Source organism: Hymenobacter sp. GOD-10R (assembly GCF_035609205.1).
Lineage (GTDB): Bacteria > Bacteroidota > Bacteroidia > Cytophagales > Hymenobacteraceae > Hymenobacter.
In genome coordinates this window covers 1023743-1041012 of the sequence record NZ_CP141184.1, presented here as the reverse complement: position 1 = coordinate 1041012, position 17270 = coordinate 1023743, and the positions used below count along the sequence as shown (strand labels likewise).

Genomic DNA, 17270 nt, shown 5'->3' with positions numbered 1-17270 from the left:
CTCTTTACTCATGCCTGCTCGCTTGCTCATCTTGGATGATCACCGGATGCTCACGCAGAGCCTCGCTTTATCGCTGACTGAACAGCCTGACCTAGTGGTAACGGCGCAATTTGCCGACGGCCAAGCGTTGATGTCGTGGCTTGCCACGGCCGGCAGTTCTCCCGCTGATATCTTACTGCTCGATCTGCACTTGCCCGGCACCGATGGCTTATCGTTGCTACCTAGGTTGCGGCAGCTACATCCAGGGTTGCGCATTCTAGTCTTTAGCATGGCCACTACGCCCAGGCTGATGGAGCAGTTGGCTGCTGCGGGGGCTGTGGGCTTTGTGCCCAAGTCGGCGGATATGGACGAGCTTTTAGCGGCCATCCGTCGCGTACGCGAAGGGAAGACCGTATTCCCCAAACAAACGCGCACATCGGCGGCACAGCTTCCCGTCAACGGTGCTGATCCATTGCTGAAGCTACAGCGGCTGTCGAATCGGGAGCGGGAAATTGTGAAGCTCGTTTGTGAAGGACTCACTACCCGCGACATAGCCGAACGTCTCTTTTTAGCCGAGCTCACGGTCAGCACGCACCGGCGTAACATCATGCACAAGCTAGAGATTAGCAACGTAGCCGCGCTAGTGCAGTTCGCTATCGACCACGGCTTGTAGTTGCTTGGGCTTGGTGGTCACTTCCAACATAGCGTCCGTTACCCGCCCGATGTCACTACTTACTTTTTGTATGAACTCTAGCTGTTCCAGCAACTGACGCTCATCGGAGGAGAGGTTCGCTTTACGCCGGCCAGTCGCCTCAGAGTATGGCAGAATCTCGCCCATATTAGGCTCGGCTATCTTAGTTGTAGGGTCAAACTTTTTTAGGCTCGCACCCAGGACTGATAAGGCCCGCCTAACGGCGCGGATGCCTTCCATGAGCTGCTCCGTTGGTTCCTTGGCCATTAGGCTGGAAGTGAGCGTAGCAATGTTGGAAGCCAGAATATGGTTGAGAACGACAAACTGGTGCACATCTTCGTTACTCCGCTGCTTGCTTTTCGGCTCCGAAAGCATTCGTTGGAAGGCTGCTGCTAGGTTGGCCGAACTCACAAATACGTCTTTGCGCACGAGCTTGTACTCGGTCAGCACCACGGGTTTGCCAGCTAGGCCTTCGGCTAGCTTTTGCAAATAGCTGATGTTGGCCTTCAGCACGTCGCGCATGTAGTCATTAAGCTGCTCGTATTCCCAGCTAGGAAACAACAAGTAGCCCGCCGAAAAGGCGATAATACAGCCAACAACCGTATCCTTGATCCGCTCCTCGGCTATATCTAAATAGTTCAAGCCCAAGAAGCTAAGCATGATCAGGATGAAAGGCGTCATGAGGGTGACGTACACCACGTAGCTGCGCCGCTGGAAACTGTACGACAGTACCATGAAGATCAACATGACAAAGAAATGCAGGTCTTTGTCGCTGGTGAGCAGCAGGAACACGCCGGCAATGGCACCACCGCTCAACGTACCGACAATACGTTGATAGTTACGCTCTTTGGTGAAGCTAAATGCAGGCTTGAGCATGTACACCGTGGTCATCACAATCCAGTAGCTGTGGTTACCGGAGAACAGCAACTTGGCTATCAGGAAAGCGACACCACTGGCGAGCATCAGGCGAACCGAGTGCCGAAACACCGACGAACTGAACGTCAGGTTGTCGCGCAGTACCTTCAGGTCGTAATCCTGGTGCGACACGAAACGCATGTATTCCACTTCCGTGTGCCGAGTCGGTATGGTTTCCGACTTGGCATTGAAGTAGTTCAGCACATCAGTGAGGCGCTGGGTGAGGTTGCGCAGGTTCACCAACAGCTTCTTCAGCACTAGGTTGCTGGTACCTTGCTCCTGCTCTCCCACCGCATCAATCCGGCTCTTCAGGTGCTCAAGCCGCTCGAGAAAGTTGCTGCGACTACGGAAGGAATGATTGGCCTGGATGGCAAAGCCGATATTATCCAGCTCGGCAGCAATCAGGTCGATGAGGCTAGCTATTTCTTCCAGAATGCCGGTGTGGCCGAATTGGTTGCGGATGGCTTCGTAGTCGTAGTAGGTAGCCGTGATGTGCTCGTACAAGTCCATCACATCGACAAACGTGAGTAGCAAGCGGCGGCTAGTGGCGTTCGACTCTTTTACAATTTGGCGGGTTTTGAACAGGAGTTCCCGCACGGCATCCTGCTTCTCACTCACGATTACCTGCTGCGCCACGAGCTTGCGGTAGTCGTCGTCGAGGTCGGTGCGGATACGGTAGAAGGCGGCTTTGAGCTTCAGGTAGTTGGCAATGGCATGAATACACTCCCCCAAAGCTTGCTGGGCCGGCCGGTAGGGCAACACCCGAAATAGCACCAACCCTAGCGCCATATACCACACACCGCCTGCCAGAATCAGCCCACTGTGCATGACCACTTCAGCGGGCGTCAGGGGCTGCTCCATGTTCAGGATCATCACCAGCAGCGCCGCCGACCCAAGCGACGCGGCCCGGTTACCGTACACGTTGAGCATGGTCATGAGAAAACTGAGCGCCAGCACTTCCAGACCTAGAGTCCAGGCATTGAAGCGCGCAAAGCCCGTGAGCAAGGCCACCAAGAAAATAACCAAGTTGCCGTACAGCATCCCGTTGCGCTTGTGCACTACCGGGCCAGGCGTATCGATGATGCTGATGCAGACAGCCCCCGTGGAAAGCGTAATGCCAGTGGTGAGTTCGCCTAGCTGCGCAAACAACACAGCCGGCAGCAACGCAGCCAACGTAATACGCACGCCATCGGAGAAATCTTGGCTGAAAAGAAAATACTGAATATTACGAGTTTGCGAATTCATGGGAGCGGTTGACAGCCGTGCAACACCCATTAGGTTAGATGTTGGAGCGGCCCACTTATCCTGTCCATACTCAAGTTACGAACAGCTACTATACGGGAAACGGCTACCCGTTTGGCAAGCTGATCCGATTATTTTGGTGCAATGGGTACCTAGCTTACAACTAACGCAAGAAGTAGCAGCACCTTGCGGGCCCTAGGTCTGAGAAGAACGTAGGCAGCCTGCTTTAGCGCCTTCAGGCAAGAAGTAAACCGAAAGCGCAACCCGTACAAGCAGCTTATACTTAATAGCTCGTCTGGCAAATAGTAACCCGCTCTACGGCTTAGCTCAGGCATCACAAAAAAAGCTACTCCCGAGCAGGAGCAGCTTTTTTTTGTGATAACTAGCAATTCACTTAACCTTCGGGTACCAATTAGGGGTACCGCTTTTGTAGGTTAATACAATATGTCGTCGACGGGCGCTAGGGCTGGTGGCACTTTGGTTTCACCCATCATTTCCCGCAAATCAATTTCAATGCTTCGGCAAATGGCTGTCATGGGCACGTCATTCATCTCGTTCTCAAACGGGTTTTCGCTGAAGTGACCTACTGCCTCAATGGTGTTGAACACCCACGCGACCAGTACCGCAAAAGGAACCGTGAGCCAGAAGTGACCAGGACCCATTTTCTCGAACTCACCAATCAGGCCTACGGGAAGTAGCAGGGAGAATATCTGCACGAACAAGTAGCTAAAGAAGGCATACTGCCGCGGGAAGGGCGTGTTCTTGATTCGCTCGCAGGCGCCCTGTAGGTTGTTAAACTCCCGTATGGTATCGACCATGCTTACGTGCTGGAAGTCATTGAGCAAACCACGCTCTTCGCGTAGAACACGCAGGTCGGCGGCCTGCTGCCGCAGCATTTGAGCCGGCGGATTACGGTAATGGCGCATGCGCTCTGACTCTTCGGGTTTCAGGAAAGGGGCCACATCGGTATCCCACAGCTCGGGCTGACGGCGCAGGTGTAGGCGCACGGCATTTACCCATGCCACATGCCGAAACACCAACGTTCGGTGCCGCTCCGTTAGCTCATTAGCAGAGGCAGGTTGCGCCTGCACGTCAGGCGCATCTACCACGGAAGTCACGAACTCCAGCGCCTGCATCGCCCACGAGCGACTGTAGTTTACAATGCCGCCCCACAGCTTACGGCCTTCCCAAAAACGGTCGTAGGAGCCGTTGTTTTTGAAGCCAATATAAAAGGCCACAGCCGTACCTAGGGTACCCACGGGCTGCCACGGAATATCCAGCGAATGCAGGCCTAAAGGCCCGTACAAATAGCAGACTACCGTGGAATAAATAGTATACACAACCACACTGCGCCAAGTCAATCGCCAGATGACGCGTGGGCGCAGATTATTACGAACGTACATAAGAAAGAATACAACTCAGTCGCGGAGCCATAGACTCCGGCGTAGCCGCAGCGGCTATGCCGCGGTAAGGTAATACCCTGAGATTAAGAGCAAATTAAAAATAGGATAAGCCTAGCTATTATCTAGATCAATGCCCATCAACTGCATGAGTTTGCTGGCATTGAAGCTGCGGCATACGCCGGGCGTGAGATGGTAGTCGAACCGAATTTCGTCGCCCTCGATGGTGCTGTTGAAGCTGTAGTTCACCACAAAGTCAGGTAGTTCGTTGGCTAGGTCAGCTAGCTCTAGGTCGTGGGTGCTGACGAGGCCACTGGCGTTGCGCTGGTGCAACTGGCGCACCAGCGCTCGGGCGCCGCGGTGCCGGTCGCCGGAGTTCGTGCCTTTCAGAATCTCGTCGAGCATATAAAACACAGGCTCGCCCGTGGCCGAAATCTCCAGCAGCAGACGCAAGCGCTTCAGCTCGGCGTAAAACGAAGAGGTGCTTTCGGCGAGGTTATCTTGGGTACGCATGGCCGTGTACACTTGGGCCGGACTCACGCTCAGCTGATTCGCGCACACGGGGCCACCCGCCAGCGCCAGCACCATGTTCAGCCCCACCGAGCGCAGAAATGTGCTTTTACCCGACATGTTGGAGCCCGTCACGACGGCTGTGTGCCCCATGCCTACCGTGCTAAAATCGTTGCTAATGCGCTCGGAGGCAAAAATAAGCGGGTGACCTAGGCCATGGGCCGTAAACTCAAGCGCCGCCGTACTGATTTTGGGTACAGCATAGCTCGGGTTAGCGAACTGGAAACCGGCCAAGCTCACTAGTGCTTCCAGCTCCGCCCCTATTTCCAGCATGGCGTCTAACTTTCCTCCGAGGCGCTGCTTCCAACCTTCGAGCCGCCACATGCAGAAGAAATCCCAAAGCAGCAGGTTATTAGCCAGCACGGCAACGGCTGGGCTTTGGCGCATCGAGAACAAACCCACAATGCGCGACAATTGCCCAATAAGCTGCGAGGCAGGCGCGCCGTTTTCGGAGGCATGCAGGCCGCGCAGCAAGCGGGTCAGCAAGGGCGCTTGCCAGGTGCGCGTTTCAAACAGCGCCAACTGGTCGTGGTAGGCGCGGAGTGCGTCGCGCATAGCCATACTCTGCTCAAAGTACTCAGCCCTAGCTTTTTGGAAGCGTGCATTCAAAGCGCCTAGCACCAACACGGCCACCAGTAGCGGCGCAGCCCCGTTGCCCGTCAGCCACAAAACAACCGCCGTCACGGCGAGCGGCGGCAGCACAAACAAGAGAATTTTCAACCAGCCTTTACCCGCAAAAAAGTCGGGCTGCTGAAGCCACGTTGTGAACTGGCGCGGGTCGGCTTCCTGGCGCGGAAAATGGCGGGCGCGGGCTTGCCACTCTTGCTGCCAAGCGAGGTCGGGCACCAACTCAGCCACGGCGGCTTGTCGTTCGCGCACGGCTACGGCGGGAGAAGGTGCTAGCAACCAACCAGCCAACCAGTCGCGACCTAGCCGCGACGTAGCCCGGTTCAGGAGTTGAAACAGCGAGTGCGCGCCAAAGACATCTAGGTCGGCGGCGTAGGGGTGGGTGGCCTCGAGGTAGCGCAGGCCAGGGTCGAAGGAAGCTAGCTGGCCTTGCAGCCGGGCTGTTTCGTCGCGGTTCAGCTCGCCGAGCAGGCGATGATGTTCGCGCCAATAGCCCACGCTGTTATGCCAACGAACCAGCAACAAGAACACGAGGTACGCCACAAACAACAGCCCGAAAGCTCCCTGCAACTCGCCTCGGCTAAACAGGTAATAGATGCCGAAGGCGCTCAGACCAAACGCCACCACCCGCAGCCACGCGATAATGCGGTGCCTGCCCGCGTAGTGCTGCTCGCGTGCGGCATGCACTGTTTGGTTTTCCTGAAATACGTCGGCGGGCGGTATGGAGAGAGGGCGAAAATTGGTGGCGTCGGGCACGGTAGCAAGAGCAAGTTTCGGCTAAAGATACGGCGTCGCGAAGGCTACCGTCGTGTTAATCTCTGCGCTCGGGCTCCGACGCCTACGGCTTTAGCTTCCGCGCAGCTATTTACTACGGCTGCGCCGCGACCGGAATGTGGCCGATGCTGAACAAACTTTCGCCTTTGCTGATGGGCGGCGTTGAACTCATGTACAAGACGACGCCATTCACAGGGGCAAGCACATCGGCAAGGCGATTGCCGAACAGATCGGTCACGTAACCTAGCTTACGGCCTTTGTGGATGAACTCGCCGGCCTTTACTTGGGGGTAGAAAAAGCCCATATGCTCGCTATTGACGGATGTGCGTTGCGCAATGATATAAGGTTGGTTGTTCGTCAGCGGCTGCCCTGTTTCTAGGCGTAAGTGCACGAGCAAGTTGTGCAGCGCTTGCTTGATCTGCGCCACGTTTTCGCTTTCGGCCATGCCAAAGCGCCCACACTCAATGTCGACGGCCGGAATGCCCCGCTTGATGGCCTCGCGGGAGCAATACACGCCCAATTCATTTTTCAAGCTAGGCTCATTACCAAACTGAATAACGTAGGGAAAGCCCAGCGCTACCGCCATTTGCCGGCCTTTCTCCGATAATTCGGGTGTATCGAAGTAGTTGTAGTAGCCGGCGTACGGGCGCAGGTCGTCTTGCGCGTCGCCAGCGTGCACGTCGATGACGTAGTTGCAGCGACCGATTATATCGTTGCCGAGCAGCCACGCCATGCGTTCGGTGATGGTGCCATCGGCTTTGCCCGGAAACACCCGGTTCAGGTTCTTTCCGTCAAGGGGATTATACTGAATGCGGCGACCTAGGAAGCTAGGTACGTTGGCAATGTGCACCAGAATGACGGTGCCGCTCAGCTGCGCAGGGTCGAGCGTTTGGGCAAACTGCTGAGCCGCCACAATGGGCGGATACTCGTAGCCATGCACGCCGGCAATGATACCGAGCACCGGTCCTTCTTTTGCTCCATGAAACACACTTACCGGAATTACGGTGCTGTCGGTGCCGGCTACCACGGGCAGCAGCATCGAACGTTTGGTGCCGGGTTTGATGGTTTGGTTTTGGAAGACAAAGGACTTCACGGCGGCGCTAGCTAGGTGTTGTAATACTGCTGTAGAGAAAAGCAGAAGAAAAAAAACGCGAAATACCATTAGGAAGAAAACTGTGGTTGAAAAGTAAGGGACCGGCAGAAGGACGCTATTAGCTAGACACCTGAATACCTTTAGCATGGGTTGAGCGGCCGTATTCGCAACAACACCAGCCCAATAGCCCATACCGCCACGACGCTCACAAGCAGCTTCCACAAGCCACTCGCCGCCGTACCGATTTCAGAGATACTAGTGAACGTGTGCGTCGGCTCCTTCTCGTAGTCAGCGTGAGTGAAAGCCACTTTGCGGAACAGATAGGGATAATAGAAAGCCCGTAGCGCGTCGTGGTAGCGGGTGGCGCTTTGCTGGAAAGCTAGGTGCGTGGGCAGGTCGGTGCCGGCCAGTGCGGTGAGGCTCACTTGCGCATTGATGGCCGGTGACAGCCAAGCTAGGTGCTCCACCAGCACAAACCGTTGGCGCAGGCCATTCGTGTACGCCGCGACCAGTGGCCGCACCGACTCATCGCCGAGGTGCTGGAAGGCATAGTACCAGCGCCACACAAACCGCTCTTTGATGGTGGTGGTGTCGCGCCACTGTGGGTACAGGACAAAAAAGCGGTTCATGGTTTCGCCCTTGGGCTTGTCCCACCCGCCGTGTATTTCTTCGCGTTGCTTAATAGTCAGCTCCATGCCTTGCGGCACGGGTTGGGTTGCATCCACGTACACATTCAGCAAGCCTGGTATCAATACGACGAGCACCAGCCACGCCCCCACCAGCGCTACCGCGTTGAAGGCCGAGTTGCGCTGCAATGCCGTTATGATACCGACCACCCCGAACCAGAATAGGCAATAAAGCACTACCAGCGCTAGCCACATGCCCACGCGTTCATCAAACGGTACCTGAGCCCAGGCAAGCGCCACCGCCGACAGTAACAAAGCTAGGCCGAGCACCAGCAATAGCCGCAACGTCAGCTTGGCGGCTACTACCGTACCGGGGCGCACCGGCTGAGCCAGCAGCAACACTAAGGTTCCCTGCTCCTTCTCCTGGGAGAGCAGGTTGAAACTCAGGGCAATGATCAACAGGGGAAACAAGTACACCAGCACGAAAGCTAGGTCGAAGTTGCCGCTGAGCACTTTTGTCGGGTTCACATTCTCCGACGCGTAGATTTGCCCTTGCAACCCAAGCAGGCGTAGCTTCACACAATACGGATTCACGTCGCGCTGACCGAGAGCTAGGCTAGCCCATTCTGTGGGGTGGTGCACCGCGAAGGTGGTGTGGTAATACCCAATGTCGCCGGCGTCGGCGGGGCCCGGAAATTTCTTTTTGAGCTCCTCCACATTGTGGTGGGCCAGGGCAGGTAGTTCGGCTAGGTGTTGGCGCTGGCGCTCAATTTCGGTGGTGCCGTAATAGATGCCATAGAGGCCAACCACTACCACAAGACCAGTGAGCAACACCAAGCCCTTAGCGGCTCGAAAATGACGCCACTCGTACTTTAATAAAATCCAGAAAGTACTCATCATGCTACACAATGCTTGTTTTGTCAATCGCCCGCAGTCCTAGCCAGCTCAGGCCTACTACCCACAACAGTAGCGCCAGCACCGGCACGAGCAAGTAACCCAGCGCCCACCCCAGCGGGGGTGCTTCGTAGGTGAAGATGGGAATGGCTTGCCACGTAGCTGCGTCGAGCTTGCGCTCTTTGTCGCCGTAGCCCATGCTAGCTTGCAGGCCGTTGAGGCGCTGCACCAGCTGGTAGCGGTAGGTTTCGGCGGCTTGCTGGAAATGCACATAGTGGGCAAAGTCGGAGCCAGCTAGGCCCATCGATAGCGGCCGAATGGCCTGGTACGGGTTGAGCAGTCCCGCCCACACTGTTAGGGCATTTTGCCGCTCGTAGGTGCGGGTGAGGGCGGCAAAATGCTGTTGATACACCTTGCTGGTGTAGGCCTCGCTCTCCGCCATCACGAGTCCACCCACGCTCACGGGCAGCTTTTCCTCCGAATCGACCTTATACTTCTTGAGCAGATTAGCCTTCAGGGCTGCACTGCGTTGGTCTTGCGGATCGTGACCGTTGATGCCTTTTTGCGCTTCTTCGTGCACCTTGGCATCGAGCTGCGCTTTGGTGATGGCCGGGAACAGGTTAGCACCTAGGTTCGCCGTGGCTTTGGGCAGAATAATACCGCCCAGCATCCAGCAGCCGAGCAGTACCACCAAGGCCGTGCGGGCGTGTTGTTGCCGCGCCGATACTACCACCGCACCCACAATCCAGAGAAAAAAGTACACCACGTAGCTCAGGCCAAATAGCGCCAGGCGCATCCACGCATCGGGGCTATTGGCAAACGACTCTTGCGCCAACAGCAACCACGCCGCCAGCGCTAATGCGGGTACCACGACCAGCGCCACGGCTTGGCCGTAACCCGTAATCTTTCCCCAAGCTACGCGCCGCAACGACACGCCCTGGCTGAGCAGCAGCTTCAGCGTGCCCGCTTCGCGCTCCTCGGCGAAAGCATTGAAGCACAGAAAAATGATCAGCAGCGGCACCAACAATTGCAGCACGAAGGCTACCGTCAGCTCCCCAAATCGGATGAGAGAGCTAGCCTGTTGGGCCTGGCTGAAGTTGACGCTGTTCTGTTGGTGTGCCTCCAGAAATACCGCCGTGCCGGTAAACGAATCCAGCCCGGCGTCCAGAAAGCTCAGCCCAGCTTTGGGTCGAAAGGCAAAGGAGCCGTAGTGCGCCACGCGGTGCGGGTGACGGTTGGGCTGATGATGGAATTGATCGTTGACGGTTTGCTGGGCCACCTGCCGCTCGCGCTGCAAGGTGCGGTAGCTCGCCCGCCCGACCAGCGTGGCAGCCAGCAGCAAGCCGAGCATCAGCACGCTAAGCACCACAAAGCGCCGGTCGCGGAGGGTACTCACAAGTTCTTTTTGGGCAATACTGCGAATCATGGGCTATTGCATGTAGGTGAGATAGAGCTGCTCTAGCTCGTTAGCATTCAAAGCAGCCGTAGGGCGCACATCAACCAGCTCGCCCTCCCGCATGATGCCTACCCGCGTGCCGACTTCCTTGGCCCGGAACAAGTCGTGCGTGGCCATGAGCACAGCGGTGCCCTGCTGACTAAGTTGGCGCAGTAGCTCCGAGAATTCGTTGCTGGCTTTGGGGTCGAGGCCAGACGTGGGCTCGTCAAGCAGCAGCACCTTGGCGTGCTTGGCCACAGCAATGGAAATACCCACCTTTTGGCGCATACCCTTCGAGTAGGTACCCACCCGCCGCCGCACGGCATCAGCTGGTAGCCCGGCTTCGGCCAGGTACTCCACCAACTCTTTTTCCGAGTAGCGGAAGCCCGCCAAACTGCTGAACAGGGCTAGGTTTTCTACACCCGTCAGGTGCGGGTACAGCATCACGTTCTCCGGAATGTAGGCTAGGTATTGCTTGATCTTGAAAGGGTTGCTGGCTACCTCTACCCCATTGATGTACGCCGCGCCTGCCGTCGGCTGCACAAATCCCAGAAACAGGTTGATGGTCGTAGACTTGCCCGCGCCATTTTGCCCGAGCAAACAGAATACTTCACCCGGCTCGATTTGCAGGTTCAACCCGCGTAAGGCTAGCTTATTGGGGTACTGCTTGCGCAGCTCTTTCGCCTCTAAAATGTAGGTCATTGACTCGTTAGGTATTGACTTAATAGATGTGTTATCCGGTCGGACGCCTTGGGCGTCCGACCGGTAGTGCTACCTAGCTCCTTAGAAGGTGTAGCCCAGCGTGGTCATGAAATTGCGGGGCGCTCCAGGACTAGCACGGAAGAAATCGTAGCCGCCGACGAAGTAGTACTTGTCGAACACGTTGTTGAGGTTGACGTGGAAATTGAAGCGGTTGATGGTATAAAACAGCGCCACATCGGCCACCGTGTAGCTAGGCCAGTGTGCCCAGTATTTCTCCTCGGTACCCGCAATCGTCACCTGATTCTCAGAGCGGCGGCGACTTACATGGTTGCCGCCTACCCCTATGCCTAGGCCGCGCAGGGCCGGGGTGGTGAAGGTGTATTTGGCCCATAGGCCGCCCATGTGCTTGGGCGCGTTGGCGAGCGGCTGACCGTTTTCGGCTGGCAAGTCGGCATCCATCACCTCTGTGTGGTTTAAGGCATAGTTCAGGTTCAGGCTAAGGTTCGACAGGACGTTGCCGGTCAGCTCCACCTCGGCCCCACGTGAGCGAGCTTGGCCGTTTTGGCGATACACCTGACCACCGTCGGCCGTGAGCGAGCCAGTAGCTACCAATTGGTTGCGTTTCACAATCTGGTACACAGCTACGGTAGCAAACAACGCCTTATCGAAGAACTCGCCCTTCAAACCCGTTTCAAGCTGGTAGCTGGTTTCCGGGCTAAAAGCCGAACCGCGGCCATACCGCTCCGGAAAGCGAATATACTCGGGCTTGAGCGGCCGAAAACCAGAGCTGTAACTCGCAAAGTAGTTCAGGTTGTCGCGCAGGGAGTACGTGAGGCCGGCGCGGGGCATCACCCGGCGCTGCGGGATGGTGGTAGAGCCGTCGCCGTAGTCGCGTTCATCGGCAAACAGTTCGTAGCGTACACCTAGCAATAGGCCCAGGCGAGGCGTCACTTCCAGTTGATCCTGCGCGTAGATGCCCACCGTGTGGTACACCGAGTTGATGTAGTCGATGAAGAACTGGGGCAGTGGCCGCCGGATGTATTTCGTGGGGTCCTGAATTTCGTACAAGGGCTTATTCAAGTCGAACGTTAGCGGCGTGGCAACGCTGTTCACCAGCTTCTGGCGTGCTTCGAACATGGTACTCTGCTTATCGGTGTTGAAGCGGATGTAATCGGCCCCCACTACCACTTTATGAGCAATAGAGCCCGTATTGCGGTTCAGCGAGAAGTAAGTCGAGAGGTTCTTAGTGTATTCTTCGGCGCGGCGGTCGAAGTAGCGCAGGTTCATCACCGTGTTGGCCGGTGCATCAGCGTAGGTATTCAGGGTGCGGTGCTCGCTCAGGTTTTCGTTGTAGGTGAAGTCGAGGTACGACGCGTTCAGTGACAGCCAATCCGTGAATTTGTGCGTGAGCGAGGCGTTCAGGTAATAGGTATTGGTGCGGAAATAGTCGCTGGGTTGGCTGAGAGTGAAGCTGCGCGGCGCCGCGTATAAGTCATTGGCCTTGATGGGCAGGCCCCGGTCGAGGTAGCCGTTGATGTGCGTGTACACCAACTCGGCATTCAGCGTAGTTTTGTCCGACACCAGGAACGTCACGGTGGGTGCTAGCATCAGCGACTTCGTGTCGTTCACGTCGCGGAAGGTGTTGGTTTTCTCGTAACCCGCGTTGAAGCGGTAGAGCACGTTTTTTTGCTCGTTGAGCGGACCCGTGAAATCGGCGGAAGCTCTTGTCGTGTTGAAGCTACCGGTGGAGAACGATATGGCCCGGCGCGTGTCGGCCAGCGGCTTTTTGGTCACCATGTTCACCGTGCCGCCGGGGTTGATGTCGCCGAACAGCGCGGCGCCGGGTCCTTTCAGCACTTCCACCCGCTCTAGGTTCACGGTGAGCGGCGCCTGTGTAAACGAGTTGCCGTAGCTGAAGCCAGAGCGCAGGCCATTCAGCAGCCGAAAGCCGCTTTCGTAGCCGTTGCGGAAGCCACGCACCGTCAGGTCGTCGTAGTGTGAGTACTGCGTTACACCGGCCACGTTCTTTACTACATCGGTGAGGCGGAACACTTGCCGGTCATCCATCAGCTCCTTGGTCACGGTCGAAATTGACTGTGGCACGTCGATGAGCGCCGTGGCGGTGCGGGTTCCTACGAAGCTGTAGTCGCTCTTGTAGGTGGTCTCCTTACGACCTAGCACTTCCACTTCTTGCAGCGCATTGGAGCTAGCATTCAGGCGAAAGTCAATGGTCACGCTTGGCGCCTCGGCGGTTAGCAGCACCGTGCGGCGTGCTTCGCTGAAGTTGAGGCTACGCGTGAGCAGCGTCAGTTGCTCTAGCGGCAGATTGGTTAGCGCAAAGCGGCCTTCTTTATCGGTAAGCGCGGAGAAGCGCCCGGTTGTTTCCACCACCGAAATGCCTTCCAGCGGGTGACTATCGGCGCTGAGTACTCGGCCATTGATGCTACCTAGGTTTTGCGCGCCACACAAAGCAGGTAGTAAAAAAAGTAAGATGTAGAGAAGTCGTTGCATAAGGGGAAAGTCATGCCGAGCGACAGCGCGTCGGGCATTAAGAGGTATCAGAGAAAAAGGAGGGAAAGGTGGCTCCGGCGATTTTGCGGGAGCTAGGTGGTGGCCGGAAAGCACACAGCATACTGCCACAGGCGGCACAAAATGCCGCGGGGCAAAAGCCTCTTACGTTTGGAAGTTAATTTCTTAGCTAGGTGCGACGTGATGGCAACGCACACCGCATCACCACTCGAGCGGAGCAGGACGATATTGCCGCAGGGCACAACCGATTACACATAGTCAGCAGCAAAAGCTAGCCAGTGGCCGGCACCCGAAAAGCAGGTACCTAGCAGGTAAAAAGCGCGCTACGCCTAGTGTTTAGCTAAGAGCGGGTGGCCCACGCAAAGAGGCACCTTTCAGCAGGTGCCACGACCGGCACACGGGCGCCTGCGGCCGGTAAACAGCATACGGCCGGAGCTGCAACGGCACCTCCACCAACACTGCTTCAGCCGGTTGAAAAGGCACGTTATAAAACTGCTCGGTGTGGCAATGTTGGTGCTTAGGTGTAAGCAAATGCTTGCTAGCTGTCGCCCCGACTGCTTTGGTAGCGGGCTCTACTTCGGTGTGCCGATGAAAGTGAGCTTCCAGCACGGCTGTTTCGGGCAGGGACATGCGTAGCAGGAGCAGCAGCAACCACCAGACACTTACTTTTTGCCCTAAACTTATTTCCGAAACACCCCTCATGAAAAAAACATGAAGCTCAAAGGTATTCAGAATTATCACAAATGACACATTGTTGCATAAAACTACCAATATTTCAAGGGGCACCTAGGCTTTCGGCACTACCTAGCCTTCTATCCGTGTTAACTGTTAATGGGGGTTCGTTGAATAGTTGCCTGAATTTTGATAAGCGAATTGAGCCCTCGCCGCTTTCGCGAGGCTAGCCTCCACACTCTTGCGCCCATCCACATGACGATCTTTTCTCGCTTGCTACTCACCGCCCTGCTCACTACGGCCACCCTGTCTACCCAAGCTCAGCAAAAGCTAGCTTATCCCAAAGACCCCAAGGCTAGCGAAATCTACGATACCGTAGAAAAGCCAGCTGTACCTGTAGGTGGCGTGGAAGCATACGGTCAGTACCTAGCCGATAATCAGCAATATCCCACCGCTGCTTTGCAGCAGGACCTGCAAGGCACCGTGAACGTGACCTTTGTAGTCGAGAAAACGGGCGTCGTGTCCAACGTGACGGTGCCCCAGCCGCTCGCCCCCGCCCTCGATGCAGAGGCAATTCGGTTGATAAAAGGTGGTCCCAAGTGGACGCCTGCCCAGCACCGCGGCGAAAAAGTGCGGCAGCGCGTGACCATCCCGGTAGCCTTCCAGATTCCGCAAGGCTCCGAACCTAGCGCAGCGGGTACACCAAGCGGCGCTGGTAGCGACCAGCCACAGACCGTTGCGCCCGACGAACCTGCTCGCCCTGTCGGCGGCACCGACGCTTTTTTCACCTGGATTCAGGAGAACTTACGCTACCCTACTTTGGCACGACAGCGCAAAATAGAAGGCCGCGTGATGGTAGAATTCGTGGTTCAGAAAGATGGCTCCCTCACTGAGCCCAAGCTGGTAAAGCGCCTAGGTTCAGGCTGCGACGAGGAGGCTTTGCGTTTGATCAAAGCAGCCCCTAAATGGAATCCGGCTCGCTACAAAGGCCAGCCGCTGCGGCAAAAAATGGTGTTACCCGTAGTTTTTCAACTCTAACCTAAAGTAACCAGCGCTGCTGTTCGTCTGTTATAGTATACCCGGCCACTTGGGTGCTTTCTATAGATCAGCTGCGAAGTAGTACTTTATCAACTCATTAGGGGTACATACAGGGTAACCTCGCAGCGAATAACGGCACTTCCATCCGGCGGGCATCGCAGGCCTGTTTGGCTGCGTTTAACACGTTATCCTTGCTAGCTTCCTGCTTTATGCTTACTCCCCTCCCACTTCTAGCCGCGCCGCCGGTGGCGCCCCAGCTTCCGGCGACCCTAGATACCTCAACCATCTGGCCCAACCAAGCCCGCTTCCGGCAAGCTGTTTATTTGCTGGCCCAAGACCTCTTTGGTGCTCTCGACGACGAGCTAGACCCATCTGTTATTTTGGTCGGTATTCCCGTTGAGCAGGAGAATCTACCGGTGTTGCCCGTGTGCCTAGAGCCTGCCGATTGTGGTCTCGATTTCACCAGCTTCGGAACGGTGATAGCGCGCAGCAACAGCCTCCAACAGATTGACATTTGGCTTAACGGCGACCAGGAGATACTCAGCGAAAGCGTGCTACGGCGGAAGCGGCACGGCCGTAGCTTGCGTATGGCCGTGCAGGAAGCCCTCGACGTGCTGGACACACCCACCGGCAAGCGGCAGTCGTTTGCTGGCTGGCCCATAGAAATTGGCTCCTACTATGTCGTAACGGTGTTGCAAGTCAACCGGCGTGCGTTGCGTACCTACCCCTCTTTTCAACCCAACCGATACTACCTCAACGGCCGGCCGCTCGCGTCGTCGCTGCTGGTATCTGCTATCCTGCGTTTCAGCGAGGAATGCGGCAAAGCTTTGTCGGAGCTCGAACCAGGAGCTAGCATGATGGAGCGGCCGCGCGAAAACGACGAGCTGCTCCGCGCCGCCGGGCGTATTCTGATGGACACGCCGGCGCAGGCTCTAAACGTAAATCCCAACGCGGCCCGTCTCTTCGACACGTGCAACACCATCTCGTCGTTGCGCTACGAAGGGGCTGAAGGCGTCGGTAAGCTGCTGCTTGCCCAGCGTCGGCACCCAAATCTAGAAGAGGTTTTCGCTCTCACTTGCCCTACACCGCTTACCGATTACCGGGCCGTGCGGAAGCTGCTGGAGATGACGACTGCCGATATCAGCTTGCTGGCCGATGGAGAAAACGTGTATGCCCTAGGTCGGCTAGTGGGCACCTACGACATCAATCGGGAAGATTTGTTTGTCGTGAACTTCATCAACCACTACGCCTGGGAGTTGCAACACGACGGAAAGGTGTTCATGCGCGCCAGCTATGGTTTGCCAAGCCTGCCACGTGTGCGCCTGAACCGGACCCGTTTCCGCAAAGACTTGAAACGCGTGTTTGGCCTATTCGACCACGTGAAAGTGGAACGCCTGTGGGAAGTAGTGGTGGAAGCTAGCCGGCAGAAGCACGGCACGCTGCTGGTAGTCACCACAGAAGCCCTAGCTGAAGCCGACCGCCTCAAGTTACAATGCACGCTCATCGAGCCTGTGCCGCTCACGCCGCTTATCACGCGCCTCGTGACGGCTATTGATGGCGCCGTACTCATCGACCCCGACGCGTACTGCTACTCCATTGGCGTTATTCTGGACGGCAAAGCCACCACGCGCGGCCGTGGTAGCAGCACGCGTGGTGCCCGCTACAACTCGGCCATTCGCTACGTAGAAAGCTCACCTTACCCATGCATGGCCATTGTGGTGAGTGAAGACGGTCTGGTCGATGTCATCACCAAGGAAGAACAAGACGCCGTAATACTAGATTGACAAGAGCTAGGTAGGCGCTCGGCCCTACTTGCTACTTAGCACAACACCAGCTTTCATACCGCGACTTAGGCAAGTAGCGGTATGAAAGCTGGTGTTTTTGTGTGCAATTTCCGCTGCTGCCTCTGACTTGCTTGTACCCAAAACAAATCAACTTAGTCAGCACTCAGCGAGTGTACTTACAGTTAAGCTTGAGTAGGTAAGGAATATTCTTACAAGTCACATAAATGTAACGGAAGATTAACATTAGATAAAAAACCAAATTCTATACTCACAAAGTCCTAATACTATTAATATATCCT

The 17270-nt window shown here is 56.3% G+C and carries 12 protein-coding genes; 3 read left to right on the top strand and 9 right to left on the bottom strand.

What is annotated here, in order from left to right; all coding sequences use genetic code 11:
- Positions 1-10: 10 nt before the first annotated feature.
- A complete protein-coding gene (locus tag SD425_RS04315) occupies positions 11-652 on the top strand; it encodes a response regulator transcription factor (RefSeq protein ID WP_324675768.1) in 642 nt (213 codons plus the stop codon).
- Here the strand turns inward: SD425_RS04315 and SD425_RS04310 are convergent.
- The 9 genes from SD425_RS04310 to SD425_RS04270 form a co-directional block, all read right to left on the bottom strand.
- A complete protein-coding gene (locus SD425_RS04310; protein ID WP_324675767.1) occupies positions 620-2830 on the bottom strand; it encodes an FUSC family protein in 2211 nt (736 codons plus the stop codon). The two genes, SD425_RS04315 and SD425_RS04310, sit on opposite strands and share 33 nt — an antisense overlap.
- 431 nt (positions 2831-3261) lie before the next feature.
- Entirely contained in the window at positions 3262-4230 is a 969-nt protein-coding gene (locus tag SD425_RS04305; protein ID WP_324675765.1) for a bestrophin family protein, read from the bottom strand.
- A gap of 111 nt (positions 4231-4341) precedes the next feature.
- Positions 4342-6180, bottom strand: a complete 1839-nt coding sequence (locus tag SD425_RS04300) for a MutS-related protein (RefSeq protein WP_324675763.1) — start codon at positions 6178-6180, stop codon at positions 4342-4344.
- Positions 6181-6292: 112 nt separating this feature from the next.
- A complete protein-coding gene (locus SD425_RS04295; protein ID WP_324675761.1) occupies positions 6293-7291 on the bottom strand; it encodes a M14 family metallopeptidase in 999 nt (332 codons plus the stop codon).
- A 140-nt stretch (positions 7292-7431) separates the two neighbouring features.
- Positions 7432-8817: an ABC transporter permease gene (locus SD425_RS04290; RefSeq protein ID WP_324675759.1), complete on the bottom strand. Its 1386-nt coding sequence runs from the start codon at positions 8815-8817 to the stop codon at positions 7432-7434.
- A 1-nt stretch (position 8818) separates the two neighbouring features.
- Complete coding sequence (locus tag SD425_RS04285; protein ID WP_324675757.1) at positions 8819-10237, bottom strand: ABC transporter permease; 1419 nt, start codon at positions 10235-10237, stop codon at positions 8819-8821.
- 3 nt (positions 10238-10240) lie between these two features.
- On the bottom strand, positions 10241-10948 hold the full coding sequence (locus SD425_RS04280) for an ABC transporter ATP-binding protein (protein ID WP_324675755.1): 708 nt from the start codon (positions 10946-10948) through the stop codon (positions 10241-10243).
- A gap of 81 nt (positions 10949-11029) precedes the next feature.
- Positions 11030-13459 (bottom strand): TonB-dependent receptor, encoded by a 2430-nt coding sequence (locus tag SD425_RS04275; RefSeq protein ID WP_324675753.1) that lies wholly within the window; start codon positions 13457-13459, stop codon positions 11030-11032.
- Between the two features lie 354 nt (positions 13460-13813).
- Complete coding sequence (locus SD425_RS04270) at positions 13814-14107, bottom strand: hypothetical protein (RefSeq protein WP_324675751.1); 294 nt, start codon at positions 14105-14107, stop codon at positions 13814-13816.
- A 297-nt stretch (positions 14108-14404) separates the two neighbouring features.
- Here SD425_RS04270 and SD425_RS04265 point away from each other — a divergent pair, with 297 nt between their 5' ends.
- On the top strand, positions 14405-15187 hold the full coding sequence (locus SD425_RS04265) for an energy transducer TonB (RefSeq protein WP_324675749.1): 783 nt from the start codon (positions 14405-14407) through the stop codon (positions 15185-15187).
- A 209-nt stretch (positions 15188-15396) separates the two neighbouring features.
- Complete coding sequence (locus SD425_RS04260; RefSeq protein WP_324675747.1) at positions 15397-16971, top strand: DNA integrity scanning protein DisA nucleotide-binding domain protein; 1575 nt, start codon at positions 15397-15399, stop codon at positions 16969-16971.
- Positions 16972-17270 lie beyond the last annotated feature (299 nt).